The sequence below is a fragment of the Vibrio palustris genome, from assembly GCF_024346995.1.
Classification (GTDB): Bacteria; Pseudomonadota; Gammaproteobacteria; order Enterobacterales; family Vibrionaceae; genus Vibrio; species Vibrio palustris.
This window is the reverse complement of the sequence record NZ_AP024888.1, coordinates 337,790-355,302: the sequence shown is the minus strand read 5'-3', so window position 1 is coordinate 355,302 and position 17,513 is coordinate 337,790. Positions and strand designations below refer to the sequence as shown.

17 protein-coding genes and 1 pseudogene are annotated in these 17,513 nt (G+C 43.6%); 4 read left to right on the top strand and 14 right to left on the bottom strand.

Annotated features, from left to right (window positions below; genetic code table 11):
• Positions 1-231: 231 nt before the first annotated feature.
• Positions 232-915: a DNA-3-methyladenine glycosylase I gene (locus OCU30_RS13995; RefSeq protein ID WP_077314442.1), complete on the top strand. Its 684-nt coding sequence runs from the start codon at positions 232-234 to the stop codon at positions 913-915.
• A 128-nt stretch (positions 916-1,043) separates the two neighbouring features.
• Here the strand turns inward: OCU30_RS13995 and OCU30_RS13990 are convergent, their stop codons facing one another.
• The 7 genes from OCU30_RS13990 to OCU30_RS13960 all read right to left on the bottom strand — a co-directional run bounded on the left by OCU30_RS13990 (position 1,044) and on the right by OCU30_RS13960 (position 7,481).
• Positions 1,044-2,240: an acetate/propionate family kinase gene (locus tag OCU30_RS13990; RefSeq protein ID WP_077314443.1), complete on the bottom strand. Its 1,197-nt coding sequence runs from the start codon at positions 2,238-2,240 to the stop codon at positions 1,044-1,046.
• 279 nt (positions 2,241-2,519) lie between these two features.
• The gene (gene vctC / locus OCU30_RS13985; RefSeq protein ID WP_077314444.1) at positions 2,520-3,278 is read right to left on the bottom strand and encodes an iron chelate ABC transporter ATP-binding protein VctC; all 759 of its coding nucleotides are present in this window, start codon (positions 3,276-3,278) and stop codon (positions 2,520-2,522) included.
• Positions 3,279-3,280: 2 nt separating this feature from the next.
• The gene (gene vctG / locus OCU30_RS13980; RefSeq protein WP_077314445.1) at positions 3,281-4,231 is read right to left on the bottom strand and encodes an iron chelate uptake ABC transporter permease subunit VctG; all 951 of its coding nucleotides are present in this window, start codon (positions 4,229-4,231) and stop codon (positions 3,281-3,283) included.
• Positions 4,221-5,159: an iron chelate uptake ABC transporter permease subunit VctD gene (gene vctD / locus OCU30_RS13975; protein ID WP_077314446.1), complete on the bottom strand. Its 939-nt coding sequence runs from the start codon at positions 5,157-5,159 to the stop codon at positions 4,221-4,223. The genes vctG and vctD overlap by 11 nt, the downstream gene beginning before the upstream one ends.
• 61 nt (positions 5,160-5,220) lie before the next feature.
• Complete coding sequence (locus OCU30_RS13970) at positions 5,221-6,126, bottom strand: siderophore ABC transporter substrate-binding protein (protein ID WP_077314447.1); 906 nt, start codon at positions 6,124-6,126, stop codon at positions 5,221-5,223.
• A 168-nt stretch (positions 6,127-6,294) separates the two neighbouring features.
• Positions 6,295-7,077, bottom strand: coding sequence for a class II glutamine amidotransferase (locus OCU30_RS13965; protein ID WP_077314448.1), 783 nt, complete (start codon positions 7,075-7,077; stop codon positions 6,295-6,297).
• Between the two features lie 107 nt (positions 7,078-7,184).
• Entirely contained in the window at positions 7,185-7,481 is a 297-nt protein-coding gene (locus tag OCU30_RS13960; RefSeq protein WP_077314449.1) for a hypothetical protein, read from the bottom strand.
• A 221-nt stretch (positions 7,482-7,702) separates the two neighbouring features.
• Between OCU30_RS13960 and OCU30_RS13955 the strand changes: the two genes are divergently transcribed.
• Together OCU30_RS13955 and OCU30_RS13950 are read left to right on the top strand one after the other, a co-directional pair.
• Positions 7,703-8,011, top strand: coding sequence for a cysteine-rich CWC family protein (locus OCU30_RS13955; RefSeq protein WP_338061952.1), 309 nt, complete (start codon positions 7,703-7,705; stop codon positions 8,009-8,011).
• A gap of 198 nt (positions 8,012-8,209) precedes the next feature.
• Positions 8,210-8,896: a GntR family transcriptional regulator gene (locus tag OCU30_RS13950; protein WP_261821315.1), complete on the top strand. Its 687-nt coding sequence runs from the start codon at positions 8,210-8,212 to the stop codon at positions 8,894-8,896.
• Between the two features lie 77 nt (positions 8,897-8,973).
• Here the strand turns inward: OCU30_RS13950 and OCU30_RS13945 are convergent, their stop codons facing one another.
• Positions 8,974-10,218: an MFS transporter gene (locus OCU30_RS13945; protein ID WP_077314451.1), complete on the bottom strand. Its 1,245-nt coding sequence runs from the start codon at positions 10,216-10,218 to the stop codon at positions 8,974-8,976.
• A gap of 64 nt (positions 10,219-10,282) precedes the next feature.
• Positions 10,283-10,672, bottom strand: a pseudogene (locus tag OCU30_RS13940) (ACT domain-containing protein); the annotation flags it as partial.
• Here OCU30_RS13940 and OCU30_RS13935 point away from each other — a divergent pair.
• Entirely contained in the window at positions 10,572-10,775 is a 204-nt protein-coding gene (locus OCU30_RS13935; RefSeq protein WP_162494405.1) for a hypothetical protein, read from the top strand. The pseudogene OCU30_RS13940 and the gene OCU30_RS13935 overlap by 101 nt on opposite strands.
• A 308-nt stretch (positions 10,776-11,083) precedes the next feature.
• Here the strand turns inward: OCU30_RS13935 and OCU30_RS13930 are convergent, their stop codons facing one another.
• From OCU30_RS13930 to OCU30_RS17370, 5 genes are all read right to left on the bottom strand, one after another.
• On the bottom strand, positions 11,084-12,547 hold the full coding sequence (locus OCU30_RS13930; RefSeq protein WP_077314452.1) for a mannitol dehydrogenase family protein: 1,464 nt from the start codon (positions 12,545-12,547) through the stop codon (positions 11,084-11,086).
• Positions 12,548-12,597: 50 nt separating this feature from the next.
• The gene (locus OCU30_RS13925; RefSeq protein ID WP_205408800.1) at positions 12,598-13,902 is read right to left on the bottom strand and encodes an MFS transporter; all 1,305 of its coding nucleotides are present in this window, start codon (positions 13,900-13,902) and stop codon (positions 12,598-12,600) included.
• A gap of 79 nt (positions 13,903-13,981) precedes the next feature.
• Positions 13,982-15,004, bottom strand: a complete 1,023-nt coding sequence (locus OCU30_RS13920; RefSeq protein WP_077314454.1) for a Zn-dependent oxidoreductase — start codon at positions 15,002-15,004, stop codon at positions 13,982-13,984.
• Between the two features lie 9 nt (positions 15,005-15,013).
• Positions 15,014-16,228: a D-mannonate dehydratase ManD gene (gene manD / locus OCU30_RS13915; RefSeq protein WP_077314455.1), complete on the bottom strand. Its 1,215-nt coding sequence runs from the start codon at positions 16,226-16,228 to the stop codon at positions 15,014-15,016.
• Positions 16,229-16,543: 315 nt separating this feature from the next.
• Complete coding sequence (locus OCU30_RS17370; RefSeq protein WP_420856691.1) at positions 16,544-17,008, bottom strand: methyl-accepting chemotaxis protein; 465 nt, start codon at positions 17,006-17,008, stop codon at positions 16,544-16,546.
• Between the last annotated feature and the right edge of the window lie 505 nt (positions 17,009-17,513).

Below are 17,513 nucleotides of genomic sequence, written 5' to 3'. Positions count from 1 at the left end.
ATGTTGAGTAGTACAAACTTTGCACTGCAACAAACTGCTTAATTTTTCTTTAAGATAGCCTACAAGTAGAATAAAAACTCTAGCTCTTTATAGTAGTTTCATGAGGTTACTCATAAAGTATTGCATGTTGTTTATGCGAAATGATAATGATATGGAGTGGCTCTGAGCACAATACGAGAGACGTGACATATGATAAGCTGTTGGTTTTATTAGTAGGGGTAAGTCAAGTATATGGTTATAGAACGCTTTTCAGATATCTATCACAGAGCTTGTCAACGTCAAGGAGGCAAACAAGCCCTCGAATCCTTGCTACACTCTCCTCTTTCAAAAGATGATATCGCTTCCATTCCTGATGATCGTTGGCTGGCCGCGTTCACCATGAAGGTATTCCAATGCGGTATTCAATGGAAAATCGTCCGTGATAAATGGCCGAATTTTGAGGCGCTCTTTTTTCAATTTCGTCTGGAGCCTCTACTCATGCAACCGGAAGAGGCATGGGAAGAAAAAGCCAAGGATCCCAGCATTATTCGTTATTTGCCCAAAGTGATGACCATTCCCGCGAACGCGCAAATGATGCTGGATATTCGCTTAGATCATGGCTCTTTCGGTGAGTGGGTCGCGCAATGGCCACAAGAGCGCATTGTGGATTTATGGTTACATCTTAAAAAACACGGGAAACGCCTTGGTGGAAATACAGGCCCCTATGCATTAAGACAAATGGGCGTTGATACTTTTTTGATGACTAAAGATGTCGAAGCCTATTTACGTGCCACCAATATCGTAGATAGTGGCAGAGAAACTAAGCGAGCACTCTACGCTGCCAATGATGCGTTTAATGAATGGCAGGCACAATCAGGACGCAGTTTCACGGAAATAAGTCAAATTATTGCATTCTCAAGCGGCGATCTGCGCTAATACCGGCATAAGCCACCGTGACAGTGAAACTTTGTGAGCGACACTTGGCGAATTAATCGCCTAGATAAAAAAACGCCGCCTGTTGAACGCATTCAACAGGCGGCGTTATTACTGTCGTTGTGGAGCAATTACAGTAAATTTACGCAATCTTGTGCTATGACCAACTCTTCATTAGTTGGAATCACCAGCGCGACCGCACCTAGAAGCTCAGATTGAGCGATTTGACCTGAACGTCCAAATCGCGCGGCTTCGTTCGCCTGCTCATCTTCAACAAAGCCGAACACTTTTAAGTAGTCCAATACGGCTTTACGTACGGGTAATGAGTTTTCACCAATACCGCCCGTGAAGACAATCGCATTCAAGCCTTCTCCCACAGACACTAAATAAGAACCGATGTATTTCGCCACACGGTATGTGAACACATCAAACGCTAATTGTGCTGCTTTGTCACCTTGCTCTAATGCTTCAATTAGGCCGCGCATATCGCTGGTTTTATCAGATAAACCTAATAGCCCAGATTGTTTATTCAACGTGTTAAAAATCGTATCGTTATCCCACCCTTTACGAATAAGAAATTCAATCACACTTGGGTCTAAATCACCACAACGGGTCCCCATTGCTAATCCAGCTAAGGGCGTGAGTCCCATACTAGTATCAACACTCTCGCCATTTTTCACCGCGGTAATAGACGCGCCGTTACCTAAATGCACGGTAATCAAATTACACTCAAACGCTGGCTTACCCAGTACTTTCGCCGCTTCGCGGCTCACAAAATAATGGCTAGTACCATGGGCACCATAACGGCGAACTTTGTATTCGTCATACACCTTGCTCGGTAATGCATACATAAATGCTTTCGCTGGCATCGTTTGATGAAATGCCGTATCAAAAATCGCAAACTGTGGCAGTGATGGGAATACTTCCATCGCAGCACGAATACCATCAGCATTCGCTTTGTTATGCAATGGCGCCAATTCCGCCAAGTTTTCAATTTCAGTGACAACGTCTTCGGTTACACGCACCGTACCTTTAAACGACTCTCCACCCGCTACAACGCGATGACCAACCGCCACGAACTTATCACTCAGTTCCAACGAATCTAACAGCTTAACAATACGTGTGAAGGCATATTGGTGATGATCACCGCCAGCAGGAATCGCTTCCTCTGTTTTTTCCCCGTGATACTTCCAGCTGATTTCTGCTTCCGGCAGGCCAAAACATTCACCAAGACCGCTGATAACCGCATCGCCCGTATCAGGGTCGATGACCGCAAACTTTAACGATGAGCTACCAGAGTTGATAACCAGCACGTAAGAATTCGACATGGCGCTATATCCTATATTCTGAGTCGGGGTTGAAGCTTGCGCTTCTCCATTTAGTTGTCCCATTATTCAATAATTTTTGAATCTTTCAACTTTGTTTTAGTATTCTCTCTCAATTTACTGTTTATTTTGTTGATCTTTAACAAGCCAATCTTTTATTTACTCCATAAAATAAATGATTACACGGTATTTTTGTATAAAAAAACGCCATATCAATCAAGAGATGGCGTTTTTATTGTGTTTACACATTTATTTTTGCAATATAAATTCTCTAAAATGAAATCATGAATAATATAAACACATGCGCTTTCCATCATGTTCAATGATATTAAATGGCGTTTCATAGATATCGCTAAGAACTTGCTCTTGAATGACTTGCTCTACCGTGCCACTCGCGACAACTTCTCCCTGCTTAAGCGCGATAATGTAATCAGAGTAACACGAAGCAAAGTTAATATCGTGAATGACAATAACGACCGCTTTGTTTAGCTCTTGAGCTAAACGACGAATCGTCGCCATTATTTTGATTGAGTGCTTAATATCTAAATTATTTAATGGCTCATCAAGAAAAACATAATCGGTATCTTGCGCCATGACCATAGCAATAAAGGCCATTTGTCGCTGACCACCGCTCAACGCATCTAGGTATTTATGTTGAATGTCATTTAAATCTAAATACTCAATGGAGCGATCTATCACACGCTGATCTTCTGCGTTGAGTTTGCCTTGAGAGTGAGGAAAACGACCAAACTCAACCAACTCTCGGATGGTAAAACGCATCGTAATTGAGTTGGATTGACGTAATACCGCCAATCTTTTTGCCAGTGCCTTGGTATCCCAATCCACCAGCTCTTGGCTATCAATCCACACTTTACCTTCATCACGAGTCATTAAACGGCTTGCCATAGACAGTACCGTACTTTTACCCGCACCATTGGGTCCGATGATCGATGTGACCTTGCCCTTTTCAAACTCTGCGCTTGCCTGCTTTACTACCGTTTGCTGACCAAAGCGTTTTGTTAGTTTATCTAGAAAAATCATAATTACATCACTTTGTTACGTAGCAGCAATGAAAGAAAATAGATGCCACCAATAAAATTAATAATCACACTCAGTGTGGTATTAAAGGCAAACACCTTTTCAACAACCCATTGACCACTGAGTAAAGCGCACACTGCCATCGCCGAGCTTGCCAACAGCAAAATACGGTGCTGAAAGGTGCGAAACCATTCGCGAGTGAGGTTACTAATCAACAAACCAAAAAATAATATTGGCCCCACTATTGCTGTGGAGATTGAAATCATAACGGCACTCAATAGTAAAACATTGCGCGTGATACGTGGGACATCCACACCTAAGCTGGTCGCATTATCTTGATCAAGCCAAAACACGTCTAACGAACGATGATGACGGTACAATAGCCAAGATACCAAGAGCAGTAATGGTGCACTCCAGTAAACCAGAGAGGTTTTGACGTTATTGAAGCTCGCAAACATCACCGCTTGCAAAGACGCAAAATCATTCGGGCTCATTAACATGGTAAAAAACGATGAGATATTGCTAAATACCGCGCCTATAACCACACCGACAAGCAATAAGACGATTAAATTGGGCTTTTCACCTCGGAAGTAAAAACCAAATAAGAGAATTGAAAATCCCACCATGATGATCGTACTTAACGCGAAGTTAGCGTAGGCATTCATCGTAAAATAGCTGGCCCCACCAAATAAGATGACGACCAATACTTGAATAAGCAGATATAAAGAATCAAACCCCATAATACTGGGGGTTAAAATGCGGTTATTCGTGATGGTCTGAAACGCTATCGATGACTGCGCAATACACATTCCAGCTAAAATCATCGCTAAGACTTTAGGAATACGACGCGATAAAAAGTATTGATAGTTATCCGCATTTAAACCAATCCCTAAAAACAGGCCAATAAATACCAGTGAAATGATCACCAAAAGACATAGCTTCGTTTTATCCTGCACGATGTTGACCTCGTAGAATCATAACCACAAATACACTACCCCCTAAGATACTGATAATCATAGATATCGGCATTTCATGTGGGAAGATAATCAACCGACCAACCACATCACACATTAACACCGTTAACGCGCCCCATAGCGCGGAAATTGGAATATTTCTGCGCATGTTGTCACCGTAAAATGCACTGACTAAGTTCGGAATAATTAACCCTAAAAATGGCAACTGTCCGACAATCATCACAACACTGGCAGACATGATCGACACCAAACAGACACCGATAATCAAAATATGCTGATAGTTAAGTCCTAAGTTCATCGCGAACTCTTTACCCATCCCTACTGCAGAAATACGTTTAGAAAACGCATACCCGACAATGGAAATGGGTAAGGCGATATAAAGAAGCTCGTAATCGCCTTCAAGAATGTTGGCAAAGTTTGCCACCGTCCATCCCATCAGGTTTTGTACTGCATCAAATTGATAGGCAAGAAAGGTAGCCGCTGACGACACAACGTTACCAAAAATAATCCCGATTAAAGGGACAAAGATGGCATTTTTAAACTGGATACGATGGATAAAATGAACAAAAAGAAGGGTACCCGCCATCGCAAATGCAAAAATAACCCATAGGTTATCGCCATCACCAAACACCACTAAGCTCACGACATAACCTAGCATCGCGCACTCAATAGTCCCGGAAGTTGACGGTGCTGCAAACCGGTTTTGACTAACCTGCTGCATAATAAGACCAGCAATACTAAGCCCAGCACCAGAGAGTAAAACCGCGAGCAAACGCGGGATTCGGCTGGTCCATAACAGCTCCCATGCCAAAGAATCCCCTTGAAATAAGCGACTGACGGACATATTGCCCACGCCGATAAAAATTGAACCTAAGCTTAGTATAACGAGCAAAAACAATAACTTTTTCACATAAACCTCAACTAACAAAGCCGCCAGCAAAGAATGCTGGCGGCCATTGACTACATTAGTGTTATTCTATCGCTTGTTGTACATCGTTGATCATTTGCTCTGTCGCGCGTACGCCGGAGATAGACAGATACCAAGCATTAATATCAAGATAGTACATATGGCCATCTTTATACGCTTTCGTCGCTTGCACTAACTTATTCTCAAAGTTTTTATGCGTGTGGCTATCATTTGGATTAACCAGCTTATCGCGGTCAATAATGAACAAGTTATCTGGATTTTTATCACGAATGTATTCGTAAGAAATCAAATCACCATGCGGACCTGTCTTCTCAACACTTGCAGCCGTTTTAAAATCGAATTCATTGAATATCGTCGCAAAACGCGAGTAAGTGCCAAAGGTACTGATATTGCCGCCAGATGCCATCACAACAAGTGCATTGGTCGGGTGAGATTGGTTGTAGTCATGAACGGATTTAAACTGTTTATCTAAATGGGCAATTTCCGCATCGACTTTTGGCTCAACATCGAAGATTTTACCTAGCTTATGCCACTCTTGTTGAGTACGTTGCCAGTAATCGGTGTTGTAACGCGCACCAAACACAAATGTCGGCGCAATTTTTTTGAGCTCATCGTAAGACTTTTCTGCACGCGGGCCGATAATAATTAGATCCGGTTTTGCGCTATAAATCTTTTCGAAATCGGGTTCAAATAACGAACCGGCATCAATGTATTGATCACTACTGTATTTGGTTAAATACTTCGGCATAAACTCGGTTTTTGATACGGCAACCGGGTCAATGCCAAAACTCGTCACTGCATCTAACGCCCCAAAGCCAATCACAACAACACGTTTTGGCGCTTGTTCGACGGTTGTTTCCCCCCATTTATGAGGTACTGTCACGGTACTTGCCTGTACACTGAACGCTGCCACTAAGCCTAACAAAGCGCAGCCAGCTGATATTTTCATAACTTCCCCTTCACCAAACGCAATAGATTTTGATATTGATTCTCATTTAAGAAATGCCAATATACTCGCGCGCACTGACTAGAGCAAGCCTCAGTTGACAGAAAAAAACGTTAATTGCTCATATAACCAGCAGTTTGCGAAAATAAAAGCTACGTTTTATATCAATAGCTAACACATGGTTGGGCAACAGCTTAAAGGTGTTAAAGTTTGTTCACCGGATTTTAGGTGATGAATGGACTGTGCAGGCAATAAAACCCATGAATGTACACCGTCAAGCGGCTCTGAAGCTAACACCATTCCCTGCTCTTGATAAGAAATAAACACGGTCGGAGGTTGGCCATCGCTGCTATAACGCACGACCCATAAACTGTCTCCATCCGATAAACACATCGATGCTTTAAAGGGCGTGTTTATTCCCTTTTCTTTACGCAAATGTTCAATATGATGAATGGTTTCTTGGATGGCCATGAGTGGCGTGTCTTCTAATCCATACGACAACATAAGCAAAAAAATTAGCTCGCTGTCTGTGGTTCCGTTACGCTGTACGTATAGGTATTCAGGCAACAGGCGATCTAACCCCCAACGCAGACATTCGTACTCACCAATCTGTCCGTTATGTAAAAACATCCAGCGATGATGAATAAAAGGATGACAGTTCGCGCGCGACACTTGTGTGCCAGTTGAGGCGCGGACATGGGCCATAAATCGATGGGACGTAATATGATGTGCTAAGGAGCGTAGGTTTTCATCACTCCATGCGGGCAGAACTTCGTGAAATTGGCCAGGCGTCTCCCTATCACTGGTATACCAGCCTAGTCCGAACCCGTCGGCATTCACACGGGTTGGCGCTTTTCGTGCTTCTAAACTTTGGTGAACAAGGGAAAACTCAGGTTCATAAATCAATTGATCAAGATAAATCGGATGACCTTGATAGGCTAGCCAGCGGCACATAGCACACCCCACACATCGTTTCGTTACCGAAAATAGTCGAGCATGTCTACACACCTCATACTACGCTAACTTTTAGTATTGCAGAGGTTTGCTATATTTGCGAAAGATTAGCCTATCAATAAGCCAAATCCGCTGACAGCGGGTAGTGGTAACCACAGACTTAACACACATAACCCTAGAACAACACTTGGAAACATACGCTGATCACAGGTGAAGATATTCAAACGACTCAGAAACGGAGCCATAATAAACAGCCCCAATAATACGGCGATTGAATGAGTGGGGTTTAATACAAACAACGCAAATACCGTAGTCGCCGTGCCTAGCGCCCATACAAAAGGCAGACGCAAGCGTTGGCCTAATGCCATAATAAATACTGTTGTTATCACTAATATTCCCATCATAATTTCACCTATTTACCGTACTAACACAAAAGTATTAATACAAATCATTCTCATTTGCGTTTGATAATAAGTGTCTTTACCGTACATTGCAAGGGGTTTTATGTTGAGTTTTGACTATTCTGTATATAACGCTAAAATACGCGCTATTCAAAGCGTTATGCGCTTCGTTATCACACGTAATCGTGTTTCATTAAGCTCTAAACCAATGGTGGACGTCTATCTTGGCAATCTTGACCCCTTGCCGCGCTGCATGTAAAAATGAAGGTGGTTTATGTACTGGGTGCCATCGCACCATGGATGAGATACTCGATTGGCGCAATTACACACCCGGCGAACGACAAGTCATCATGGATGAACTCAGTGGAAAGAGATACACGCATCCCTGCCCCGCTTGCCATAAATCGGCTTTCTGCGGCATCACCGCTGGGCAACAATCCTGCTGGTGTATGTCAGTAGAGGAACGCGATCCCTGCAGCGCCAATAGCGAGTTATGCCTGTGCCGTTCATGCTTAACTAAGCAATCCTACTAACTACTGCTATCGTTTTCACGAGCCCTCTCATCGCTGCGATAATCATCAAGCCCATATTGCCTTTCATTGTCTTTACTTAGGTCTAAATTCTCTTTACAGCGATCAATCGATTATTCAAAAACCGTGTTATTATTGGTGTATCACGGTTATGTTTACTGATAACGCTGTTTTTCACTTTATGACTCGCAAATGCCTACTATGAATCTTCCATCTTTTACGCTAAAAAACCCGCGCTCGGTGAGTGGCCAAATCTATGAATACTTAAAGAAGTCTATCATTACCTGTGATATTGAACCTGGCGCGAGGGTCTCTGAAAAAGCCATTTCAGATTCATTAAATGTGTCTAGACAGCCAGTACGCGAGGCCTTCATCAAACTCTCAGATTGTGGGTTGATTAATGTGCTGCCCCAACGGGGAAGCTTTGTGACACGTATTCACATCAAATCGGTATTAGATGGTAAATTTGTAAGATCGGCAATCGAATGCGCGGTAGTCAAAAAATTAGCGGAACGTATCAGTTGCAATGAAGTGGACGTGTTGAATCAATTAATTGCCCAGCAAAAACAGGCTGCATCACAAAAAAATGAAATCGCATTCCTAGAATTAGATGATGAATTTCACCGTATGATGGCTGTTTTTGCCGATTGTGAATTAGCGTGGCATACGATAGAAAGCATTAAGCCATCAATGGATCGTGTACGTTATTTAGACATACAAAGATCAACCAGTATGCAAGATAACATTGATGAACATGAAGAAATTGTACTCGCGATCAGTCATAAAAAAGCGGATAAAGCGGCTGAATTACTCGGTGCACATTTAGATAACTTTCCTTATTTGATCAATGACTTGATGACTGAAAAACCGGATTGGTTTATGCAATAGTCATTATATTGTCTCGTTTTTCTACACCAATATATAAAAGAGGGAAAGCATACGCTCTCCCCTTTTATACTTATCATTTAACGATCAGGCGATATTTGATGGCGCGTCTTGACTGCGGTTTTATAAGGCATAAAGTAAAACCCCACGACCGCGATAAGCGCAATCGCCATCACGCTGAGCCACGTGATTCTATAGCCAAAGTGGTCAATCAAGAAGCCAATCACCACAAAGCTTGGCATCACCAGAACACTTCGCAAGGTGACCAGTACGCCTTGAATGCGTCCTCGGTGGCTAGATGGCGAGTTGTTGGCTAAATACACGCCCTCTTTAGTTAAGAGTAAAACTTCGCCTGCAGACAAAAATAACCACGCGACAAAATGCACCGGAATCGTCGGCAAGAGCATCACTAAACCATAGCCGAGGATAAAAAGTAGCCCCGCATAAGCCAGGCTCACCGTAGCCACTTGATTAGACGTCAGCGCCATTAACAACGGTGTGATCATCACCACGACCACACAGGCATACGTCATCAGTTGACCAAACACAATAGGACCTTGCTCCCCCAAAAGGTGGCTTAAATATAAAGGGCTCGCCATTGTCATTTGGTTTAATGCATACCACAATAAACCACACAATACAGTGAAACCAAACAAACGAGGGCGCGCTTTAAGCACGCTCCATACATTACCTTGAACGGGCTGCTCAAGTTCACTGGTATGCTCATGTTCTTGCTCTTTAGGCAGTTTGATATAACGCGCCACAATCACAATACCGACAAAGACCGCTAGCCCATTACCAAAGAAAATCCATTGGGTGTGTGACCAAAATAAGTACCCCGCAATAATTGGTCCTATCGCCGAACCAAAGTTATACGCTAGGTAGCTGAGAGACATCACCGCATCTCGGTTATGGCGATGAGACAAATCCGCCACCAGCGCATTACTCGCCGGTACGGCCACCCCCATCAAAAAGTACGCAACCAATAACCCAGCGGGCACCAAAATCGGCGCATCGGCAACAAAACCACAGGCAAAAATAAATAGAGAACCCAGCAGTTCCCCTGCCACCATGATGTTTTTATGTCCGTACAGATCGGACAATTTCCCGCCTAAAAAGCCACCGAAAAAATACGTTGCCGTCACCCCCATTGCTAACGAACCAGCCAGTGTGGCTGAGTACCCCAATTTATCGGTAAGTAATAAGACGAGGAAGGGAATGATGAAATTTCCCATGCCCAAAATGACGCGCGCCAGCGCTAAAAAATAAATGTTATGAGGTAAACCTCGATAAATAGAAAGTGAAGAAACCCATTTCTGAATCATATATATCCTGATAAAACTGACACACAGCTGTGTGTTTGAATCGACATAACAAGCACGATAAATGACTGAGTGCATGTAATGTCCTTACTGCCTGCTCGGTGTGATCCGATGGCACGAATATATGATCGTGATAATACGCCGCAATCACATTGGCACTGATGTTTGCACAAGCCAACGTAAAAGAGACGGCGGCGGTTATTCCAACCGCTTCCAAACTTGAATGGACTGTTCGCGTAATTTGTTTAAACGTCGCAAAAAAAGGCCGTTCGCCCTGCTCTGCTTGCGCTTTTTTTAACACCATAGTGAGAGCTTTCGGCTCAACAAAGATGGCGACAGGATTTAACCCAAGATAATTGGCTAACCCTCCCGATACGGTGCAAAATACCTATTCAGATGCCTGTAAGTTTGGACTCATCGACGATAATAAAGTGTTCAGTTCAGTTGCTCGTGACATGGGAAGCCTCCTTGGCGTTATCTATTTATCCATTATGGGGGTGAAGCATACCGCTCGTCGTCATGCTTTCGTTCATCACATGAGTGACGAAGTGATTGGGTAATGGCTATAATGTTATCTATGGGTAATCACAGAAAAACACAATAAATCATCAAGTTATCATATCTTGCTAAAAAAAAGCAACTTAATGCTATGCTTGCCAATCAAGTACACCGAATAGTTATCATTAATAATTCGATTGTCCGCCCTATCGTAGCGAGTGTTCGATGACACTATCTCCCACTCACTTGACTGGCATAGTAACTTGAGATCATAGCCACTTTGGGGTTTTCAGAGGTTAGCGGAAATAAAAAAAGCCTGCATGATAATTCATACAGGCTCTGTAACCTAATAAAGAAAATCTATTTAAGGTTATACAATTAATTCTGCTACCGCTTGCTGCGCGCCAACCGCAATTAAACGCTCGTAACTTGTTTGTACCGCTTGGGCGAAATGTTCGTTCTCACCAAGATCACCAAAAATTGAAGTGATATCTAATAAGGCTCGTACCTTGTCACTGCTCGTCGTTGCGCTGTCACTGACTTTTTTTAGCTCGCTGGCCATCGGATCACGCACATCAATATCGTTGCCCTGCTCATCAACGGCACTGATATATCGCATCCAACCAGCCACGCCTAAAGCAATATGAGGAAAAGGCGTATTTTTTTGTAGCAAGATACTCGCCGATTTTAAAAAACGTTGCGGTAATTTTTGACTACCATCCATTGCGATTTGCCACGTTCGATGCTTTAAATTTGGATTACGGTAACGCTCTAAAAGCGATTCAGCATACCCTTCTAAGTCAGTACCTGCGGGCATAGCTAATGTTGGAGCCTGCTCGTTTAGCATTAATTGCTTTGCAGCTAACGCAAAATTTTTATCGGCGACGGCCGCATCAATAGTGTCATAACCGGCGAGATAACCAAGATAGGCTAAAAATGAGTGGCTGCCATTGAGCATGCGCAATTTCATTTCTTCGTAAGGAATAACGTCCGCAACGAACTCTGCGCCGACTTGATCCCAATCTGGCCGTCCGGCAACAAAATCATCTTCAATGACCCACTGTATAAACGGTTCACACGCAATACCACACGGGTCATCACCACCTAACTCAGTTGCTATTTCTTTTAACGTATCATCGGTTGCCGCGGGCACAATGCGATCGACCATGGAGCAAGGAAACGTGACATGCTCAGTTATCCACTGCGCCAGCTCTGAAGAGCGCAACTGCGCCAGCGCTAACACCGCTTTTTGCACCATGTGTCCATTACCCTGGATATTATCGCACGACAAAACCGTAAACGCGCGGTATCCACTTGCCATGCGCAAACGTAAACCTTCAACAATTAACCCTAACGCGCTCTGCGGCGTATCAGGATAGGCAATATCATGCGCTATAACAGGGTTATTATGATCAAGATCCCCCGTGTTGGGGTCTAGTCCATAACCTTTTTCGGTAATAGTGAGAGTGACGAGTTTGATGGCAGGCGCAGCGAGTTGCTCGACAATGGCTTGGCAACCATCAATTTTATAATGCAGCGCTCGGTTAATAATATTGACTATTTTTAACTCGTTACCTTGGGCGCCTTTTTCTAGGACCGAATATCGATACCCTTGTGCTTTGAGCGTTTGCATTAGTGATTGCTGACTTCGCAGATTAACTTCACAAATTCCCCAGTTAGTCTTGCCTTGCTTAGCTAACTCATCAGTAAGTAATGCTTGGTGAGCGCGATGAAAAGCACCAAACCCAATATGCACCCATTGGGTTTCTAACCACTCTTTAGGGTAAGTTTGCGGGTATTTGTCAGCATCGTTTAAGATACATTGTTTTTCCATAGAGGTTCATTCCTTAGGCGCAGCTACACTGCGCCTTATTTGCTTTGTCATTATGCCGCGGGATAAGCTTCAGAAGTCTTTGCCGTATTCGATGGTGTCGGCTTAATGACGATCCATACTAATACCGCTCCAATCGCAGCAATGACACCGGCTAGAATAAATGCACTATCAAACTTCCCAGTATTTTGTACAATAAACCCAGTAATAATTGGACCTAAAATACCAGATAAACTTCCCACTAGATGAATAAAGCCACTCGCGCCACCAACGTGTTTTTTATGCACCACATCTTGAATGATCGCCCAGTAAATCGCGCCAGTAAGATAGAGGAAGAAGATTGAAATCGACATCATCGCAACGGCTGGATATAAACTGCTCACAGTGCCAGCAAGTGCCACGCAGATTGCCGCTGCAAAGAGTGAGAATGCCAAGACAATTTTACGCGAGAGTAATAACTTACCAGTAATTTTAAGGACTTTATCAGAAATCCAACCACCTAAGGCTAAACCGACAAACCCAATGATCCACGGAATGGTAGTGGTCACACTCATCTCTTTAATATCAAGATGATAAGCCGAAACTAAATAGCTTGGGAACCAACTTAGGAAAAAGAATAAAATGTAGTTATAACAGAAGAAAGCAAATGCCGTGACTAATACGATGGGCTGTTTTAGGTAACTCCACAATGATCCTTCCGCCTCTTCGTCGTCATCAAGGTGAGTCCCATTTTGTACCACTTGCAGCTCACGAATCTCTGCACGTTCTGCATCACTCACACGTTTACTTTGCGAGGGGTTATCCGCGACCACAAAAAACCAGATTGCCATCCATACAATACCGATCGCCCCAATCACCGCAAAGGCAGGACGCCAGCCAAAAGCAAGAGCTAAATAACCGACAATAGGCCCCGCTATCGCGCCGCCAAGTGGCGATCCAGCACTCAATATCCCCATGGCCGTGGCAGCTTGCGTTTTCGGAAACCAACCATTGATCATTTTATTTGCGGCTGAGCAAATCGGCCCCTCTGCCATGCCAAATAAAACTCTTAAAACGATTAAGCTCCAAAAACCGGTAGCAATCGATGTCAACCCACAAAAGAATGACCATAGTCCAACGGCCACTCCCATAACTTTAGTGGCGCCATATTTATCTGCCGCTAAGCCGCCGACAAAGTTAAAAATCGCATAACCAAAAAAGAAACTGCCAAATACAATGCCAAATTGTTCTGGGTTAATGGTCAGATCTTTTTCGATCATGGGAACCGTGATTGAGAGTGCAACCCGGTCTAAGTAGTTAATCATATAGACTAAAAACAGCAGTAGTACGATGACCCATCTCAGTTTTTTAAACATCATAGGGCTCCTGTTATTATTGTTTCGTTGTAGGGATCCACTAATTAAGTGGACGCGTTAAGGTTTCACGTTATTGGTGTTGTTAACTATTATTTTTATTTATATCGATAATGACTTTGCAGCACGCTTTTGCATCGTGTTCAAACAAGGTCATGGCTTGCTCTATATCTGCTAAGTCAAAATGATGAGTAATGATTTTTTCTGGCGCGACTAACCCTTTATCAAACCAGTCTAAAACGGTTGGAAAACGTCGGCTGTTTAGGCGTGATGTAAATACCGAGATTTCTTTACTCGTCAGCGCTTGTTGGGTAATTTCACTGGCACTGTTAGAGAAGCCAAGCAAACCGATACGTGCCGCAGGTGAGGCAAGCGACGCGGCTTCGGCAAAGATTGCAGGATGACACGCACCATCAATAATGATCGTTGGTTTGGTCTCACCTAATAATGATTGCGTTGATGCTTGACTATTATCAATCACTCGGTCTGCGCCATTATCTAAGGCTCTTTGCAGCCTCTCGGGCAAACGCTCCGCGACGATCACTTCTTTGACCTTATAAACATGCTTAAGCGCTTGTACGGCGGTTAATCCCATTGGTCCTGCACCATACACCAAGGCAATATCTTGCTCTGTTGGCTTTAGATAAGCACAAATATTGGCTGCAATAGTAAACGGTTCGACCATGGAGGCGTATTCATCGGCGATAGACTCTGGAAGCTGATAGGCATTACCGGACGGAACGCAAGCATGCTCACTAAACCCACCGTCACGATGCACACCTATCACTTGCAAGGATTCACATACATTAGGTTTACCCACAGAGCATGGATAACATTGCCCACATGCAACAACCGGATCCACAACGACTCTCTCGCCGATTCTTGCTGGGTCAACGCCTTCACCGACGTTGTCGATAACCCCATAGAACTCATGGCCAATGACCCGCGGATATTTTGCGAATGGGTTCTTGCCATGCCAAATTCCCACATCGGAACCACAAATACTGGCTTTACTGACTTTGATTCGAACTTCTCCATCCATCGGGCTGAGTTCGGGGATTTCGTTCAACACCAATGCATTCGGTTTTTCAATAGTGACACTTTTCATTATTTCCTCCTACCAGTTCCATAATGTGCCGTCAGACAAACGAGCGACTGGCAAATACGCTGGGTCGTACGGGTATTTTTTCGCAAGTTCTTCATCAAACCCAATACCAATACCGGGTTCATTACCTGGATGCATATAGCCGTTATCAAAGGTCCAGGTATGCGGGAAGACTTCTAGCATTTCTTCGCTATAACCCATGTACTCTTGCACGCCGAAATTAGGCACCCATAAATCGAAATGTAATGCGGCGGCCATACAAACCGGAGAAAGATCTGACGGGCCATGAGAGCCAGTTCGGACTTGATATAAACCAGCAAAATCGGCGATACGTCGCATCCCCGTGATGCCACCAGCATGGGTTAAGGTTGTGCGGATATAATCAATGAGCTGCTCTTCAATTAACTGCTTGCAATCCCAAATACTATTAAACACTTCACCAGTCGCGATCGGCGTCGTGGTGTGCTGACGAATCAAACGAAAACATTCTTGGTTTTCCGCTGGAGTAGGATCTTCCATCCAGAATAAACGATAAGGTTCTACAGCTTGACCAAAACGTGCGGCTTCTATCGGTGTTAAACGATGATGCATGTCATGAAGAAGGTGTTCTTCAAACCCAAACTCGTTACGAATGGCATCAAACAGTTTCGGTGCAAAATCTAAGTACTTTTCTGTCGACCACATTTGCTCTTCCGGCCAATGACCTTTTGTGGCTGGTTCATAGGCCAGTCCCTTTCCTTTAGATAACCCGTATGACGTCTCCATTCCGGGAATTCCACACTGCGCACGAATGGCTTTGAATCCCATTTCTTTGTGCTTCGCGTAATCTTCGAGAGCTTCGTTAATGGTATGCCCGGTGGCATGACAATAAACCATCACGCCGCTGCGCGATGCGCCACCAAGTAGTTGGTATAAAGGCATTCCTGCCGCTTTCGCTTTGATATCCCATAACGCCATATCAATCGCCGAGATGGCAGACATGGTTACCGGGCCGCGACGCCAATAAGCGCCTTTATAGAAAAACTGCCAAATATCTTCAATGTTGTGCGCATCTCGACCAATCAACTGCGGGCATAAATGATCTTCTAAATAAGAAGCAACAGGCAGTTCACGGCCATTAAGGGTGGCATCGCCTAAACCTGTAATTCCCTCGTCAGTGGTAATTCTTAAAGTGACAAAATTGCGACCGGGGCAAGTCACAAACACCTCTGCTTTAACGATTTTCATAACTCATATCTTCATTAACGGCTTAACATGCCAACTACCATACAAGTATGTGTCGTGAAAAATATCCCAATAGATCACGTTTTTTACATCTTCAAGCTAGACTGTTTTCACTTTGTGATCGTCACTTGAAATATGAAATGACGTTTTATTTTTATGTTAAAACTAGAAAGCACTCACAGAAAATCTACGAGATCGGTGGGGAGTTGACGTGTTACACATGAAGGAACGTGGGAGGAGAATATTTTCTTAACATTTACCAGGACACCCACCGCCGACTGAGTCAGTTAACAGGGGGTGTTCTGGGTTCTTTTTGACTTACGAACCATTCACTAATGATGGTAAGCAACGAATATTATTCGCTAGGTGCGTGACACTGGTATTGAGATTTTCAATGGATTCTTTTTCTGAGAAGTTCGCTCTTTCAGCACTATCAACATGAGCACTAATCCGTTCCATAGACACCGCGCACTCATCCGCATCTTTGACAATCGCGGTGATACTGTCTGCTATTTTTGAACTCGAATCACGCGAACGCATCGATAAGTTACGTACTTCATCAGCCACCACGGCAAAACCCCGGCCTTGTTCTCCGGCTCGTGCCGCTTCAATCGAGGCATTCAGCGCAAGTAAATTAGTCTGCTCAGAAATAGCATTTATTTCTGAAACTAAGTTATGAATATCTTGTATTTGGCTACCAAGCTGGTCCACTTTACTTTTAAAGCTACGAATAAATGCCGCATCATCTTTTGTTGCTTCTGCCGCAAACCGTATATTAGCCATACGTTCAGTCACACTAGTACTGATCACACTGGATTGCTGACTAAGCTCATCAATCACATTTAATAGCTGATCGTTTGATGAGTTCACAGCATTGCTACGATAAGAATGTTCGTTTTGCAGTGCTTGGTGTTCTCTTTCTAACGTATTTAAACGTGAATGACATACTTCAACCTCAGCGAGAGCATCCTGCTGCTGCTTTTTCAACATGGTATTCTCATGCTCATGCTGCCAATGCACATCTCGCAGAGCTTGTAATTGCTCTTCAATTTGCTCGTGTATAGAAGGGGCTGTCCAAGTTTTGATCGGCATCAGTTGTGATAACTGCTGATGAATCGATGCTATGCGTTGTTTGAACTGCAGCGCGCAAGCAACCACATTCACTAATAAAAAAGTGCAAACCAACGTTATAGAACTGGACACATTGAAAGACAAATCGAATATAAACATTGCCACTAGAATAAGAACCACTAGTACAATATTGGCCATGGTGAGCTTTTGAGACAAC

Excerpts from the sequence above, each read along its gene's own strand:
- OCU30_RS13995 (WP_077314442.1), top strand. The coding sequence starts at position 232 with ATGGTTATAGAACGCTTTTCAGATATCTATCACAGAGCTTGTCAACGT.
- OCU30_RS13990 (WP_077314443.1), bottom strand. The coding sequence starts at position 2,240 with ATGTCGAATTCTTACGTGCTGGTTATCAACTCTGGTAGCTCATCGTTA.
- vctC (WP_077314444.1), bottom strand. The coding sequence starts at position 3,278 with ATGATTTTTCTAGATAAACTAACAAAACGCTTTGGTCAGCAAACGGTA.
- OCU30_RS13970 (WP_077314447.1), bottom strand. The coding sequence starts at position 6,126 with ATGAAAATATCAGCTGGCTGCGCTTTGTTAGGCTTAGTGGCAGCGTTC.
- OCU30_RS13965 (WP_077314448.1), bottom strand. The coding sequence starts at position 7,077 with ATGTGCCGCTGGCTAGCCTATCAAGGTCATCCGATTTATCTTGATCAA.
- OCU30_RS13960 (WP_077314449.1), bottom strand. The coding sequence starts at position 7,481 with ATGATGGGAATATTAGTGATAACAACAGTATTTATTATGGCATTAGGC.
- OCU30_RS13950 (WP_261821315.1), top strand. The coding sequence starts at position 8,210 with ATGAATCTTCCATCTTTTACGCTAAAAAACCCGCGCTCGGTGAGTGGC.
- OCU30_RS13945 (WP_077314451.1), bottom strand. The coding sequence starts at position 10,218 with ATGATTCAGAAATGGGTTTCTTCACTTTCTATTTATCGAGGTTTACCT.
- OCU30_RS13930 (WP_077314452.1), bottom strand. The coding sequence starts at position 12,547 with ATGGAAAAACAATGTATCTTAAACGATGCTGACAAATACCCGCAAACT.
- OCU30_RS13925 (WP_205408800.1), bottom strand. The coding sequence starts at position 13,902 with ATGATGTTTAAAAAACTGAGATGGGTCATCGTACTACTGCTGTTTTTA.
- OCU30_RS13920 (WP_077314454.1), bottom strand. The coding sequence starts at position 15,004 with ATGAAAAGTGTCACTATTGAAAAACCGAATGCATTGGTGTTGAACGAA.
- manD (WP_077314455.1), bottom strand. The coding sequence starts at position 16,228 with ATGAAAATCGTTAAAGCAGAGGTGTTTGTGACTTGCCCCGGTCGCAAT.
- OCU30_RS17370 (WP_420856691.1), bottom strand. The coding sequence starts at position 17,008 with ATGGCTAATATACGGTTTGCGGCAGAAGCAACAAAAGATGATGCGGCA.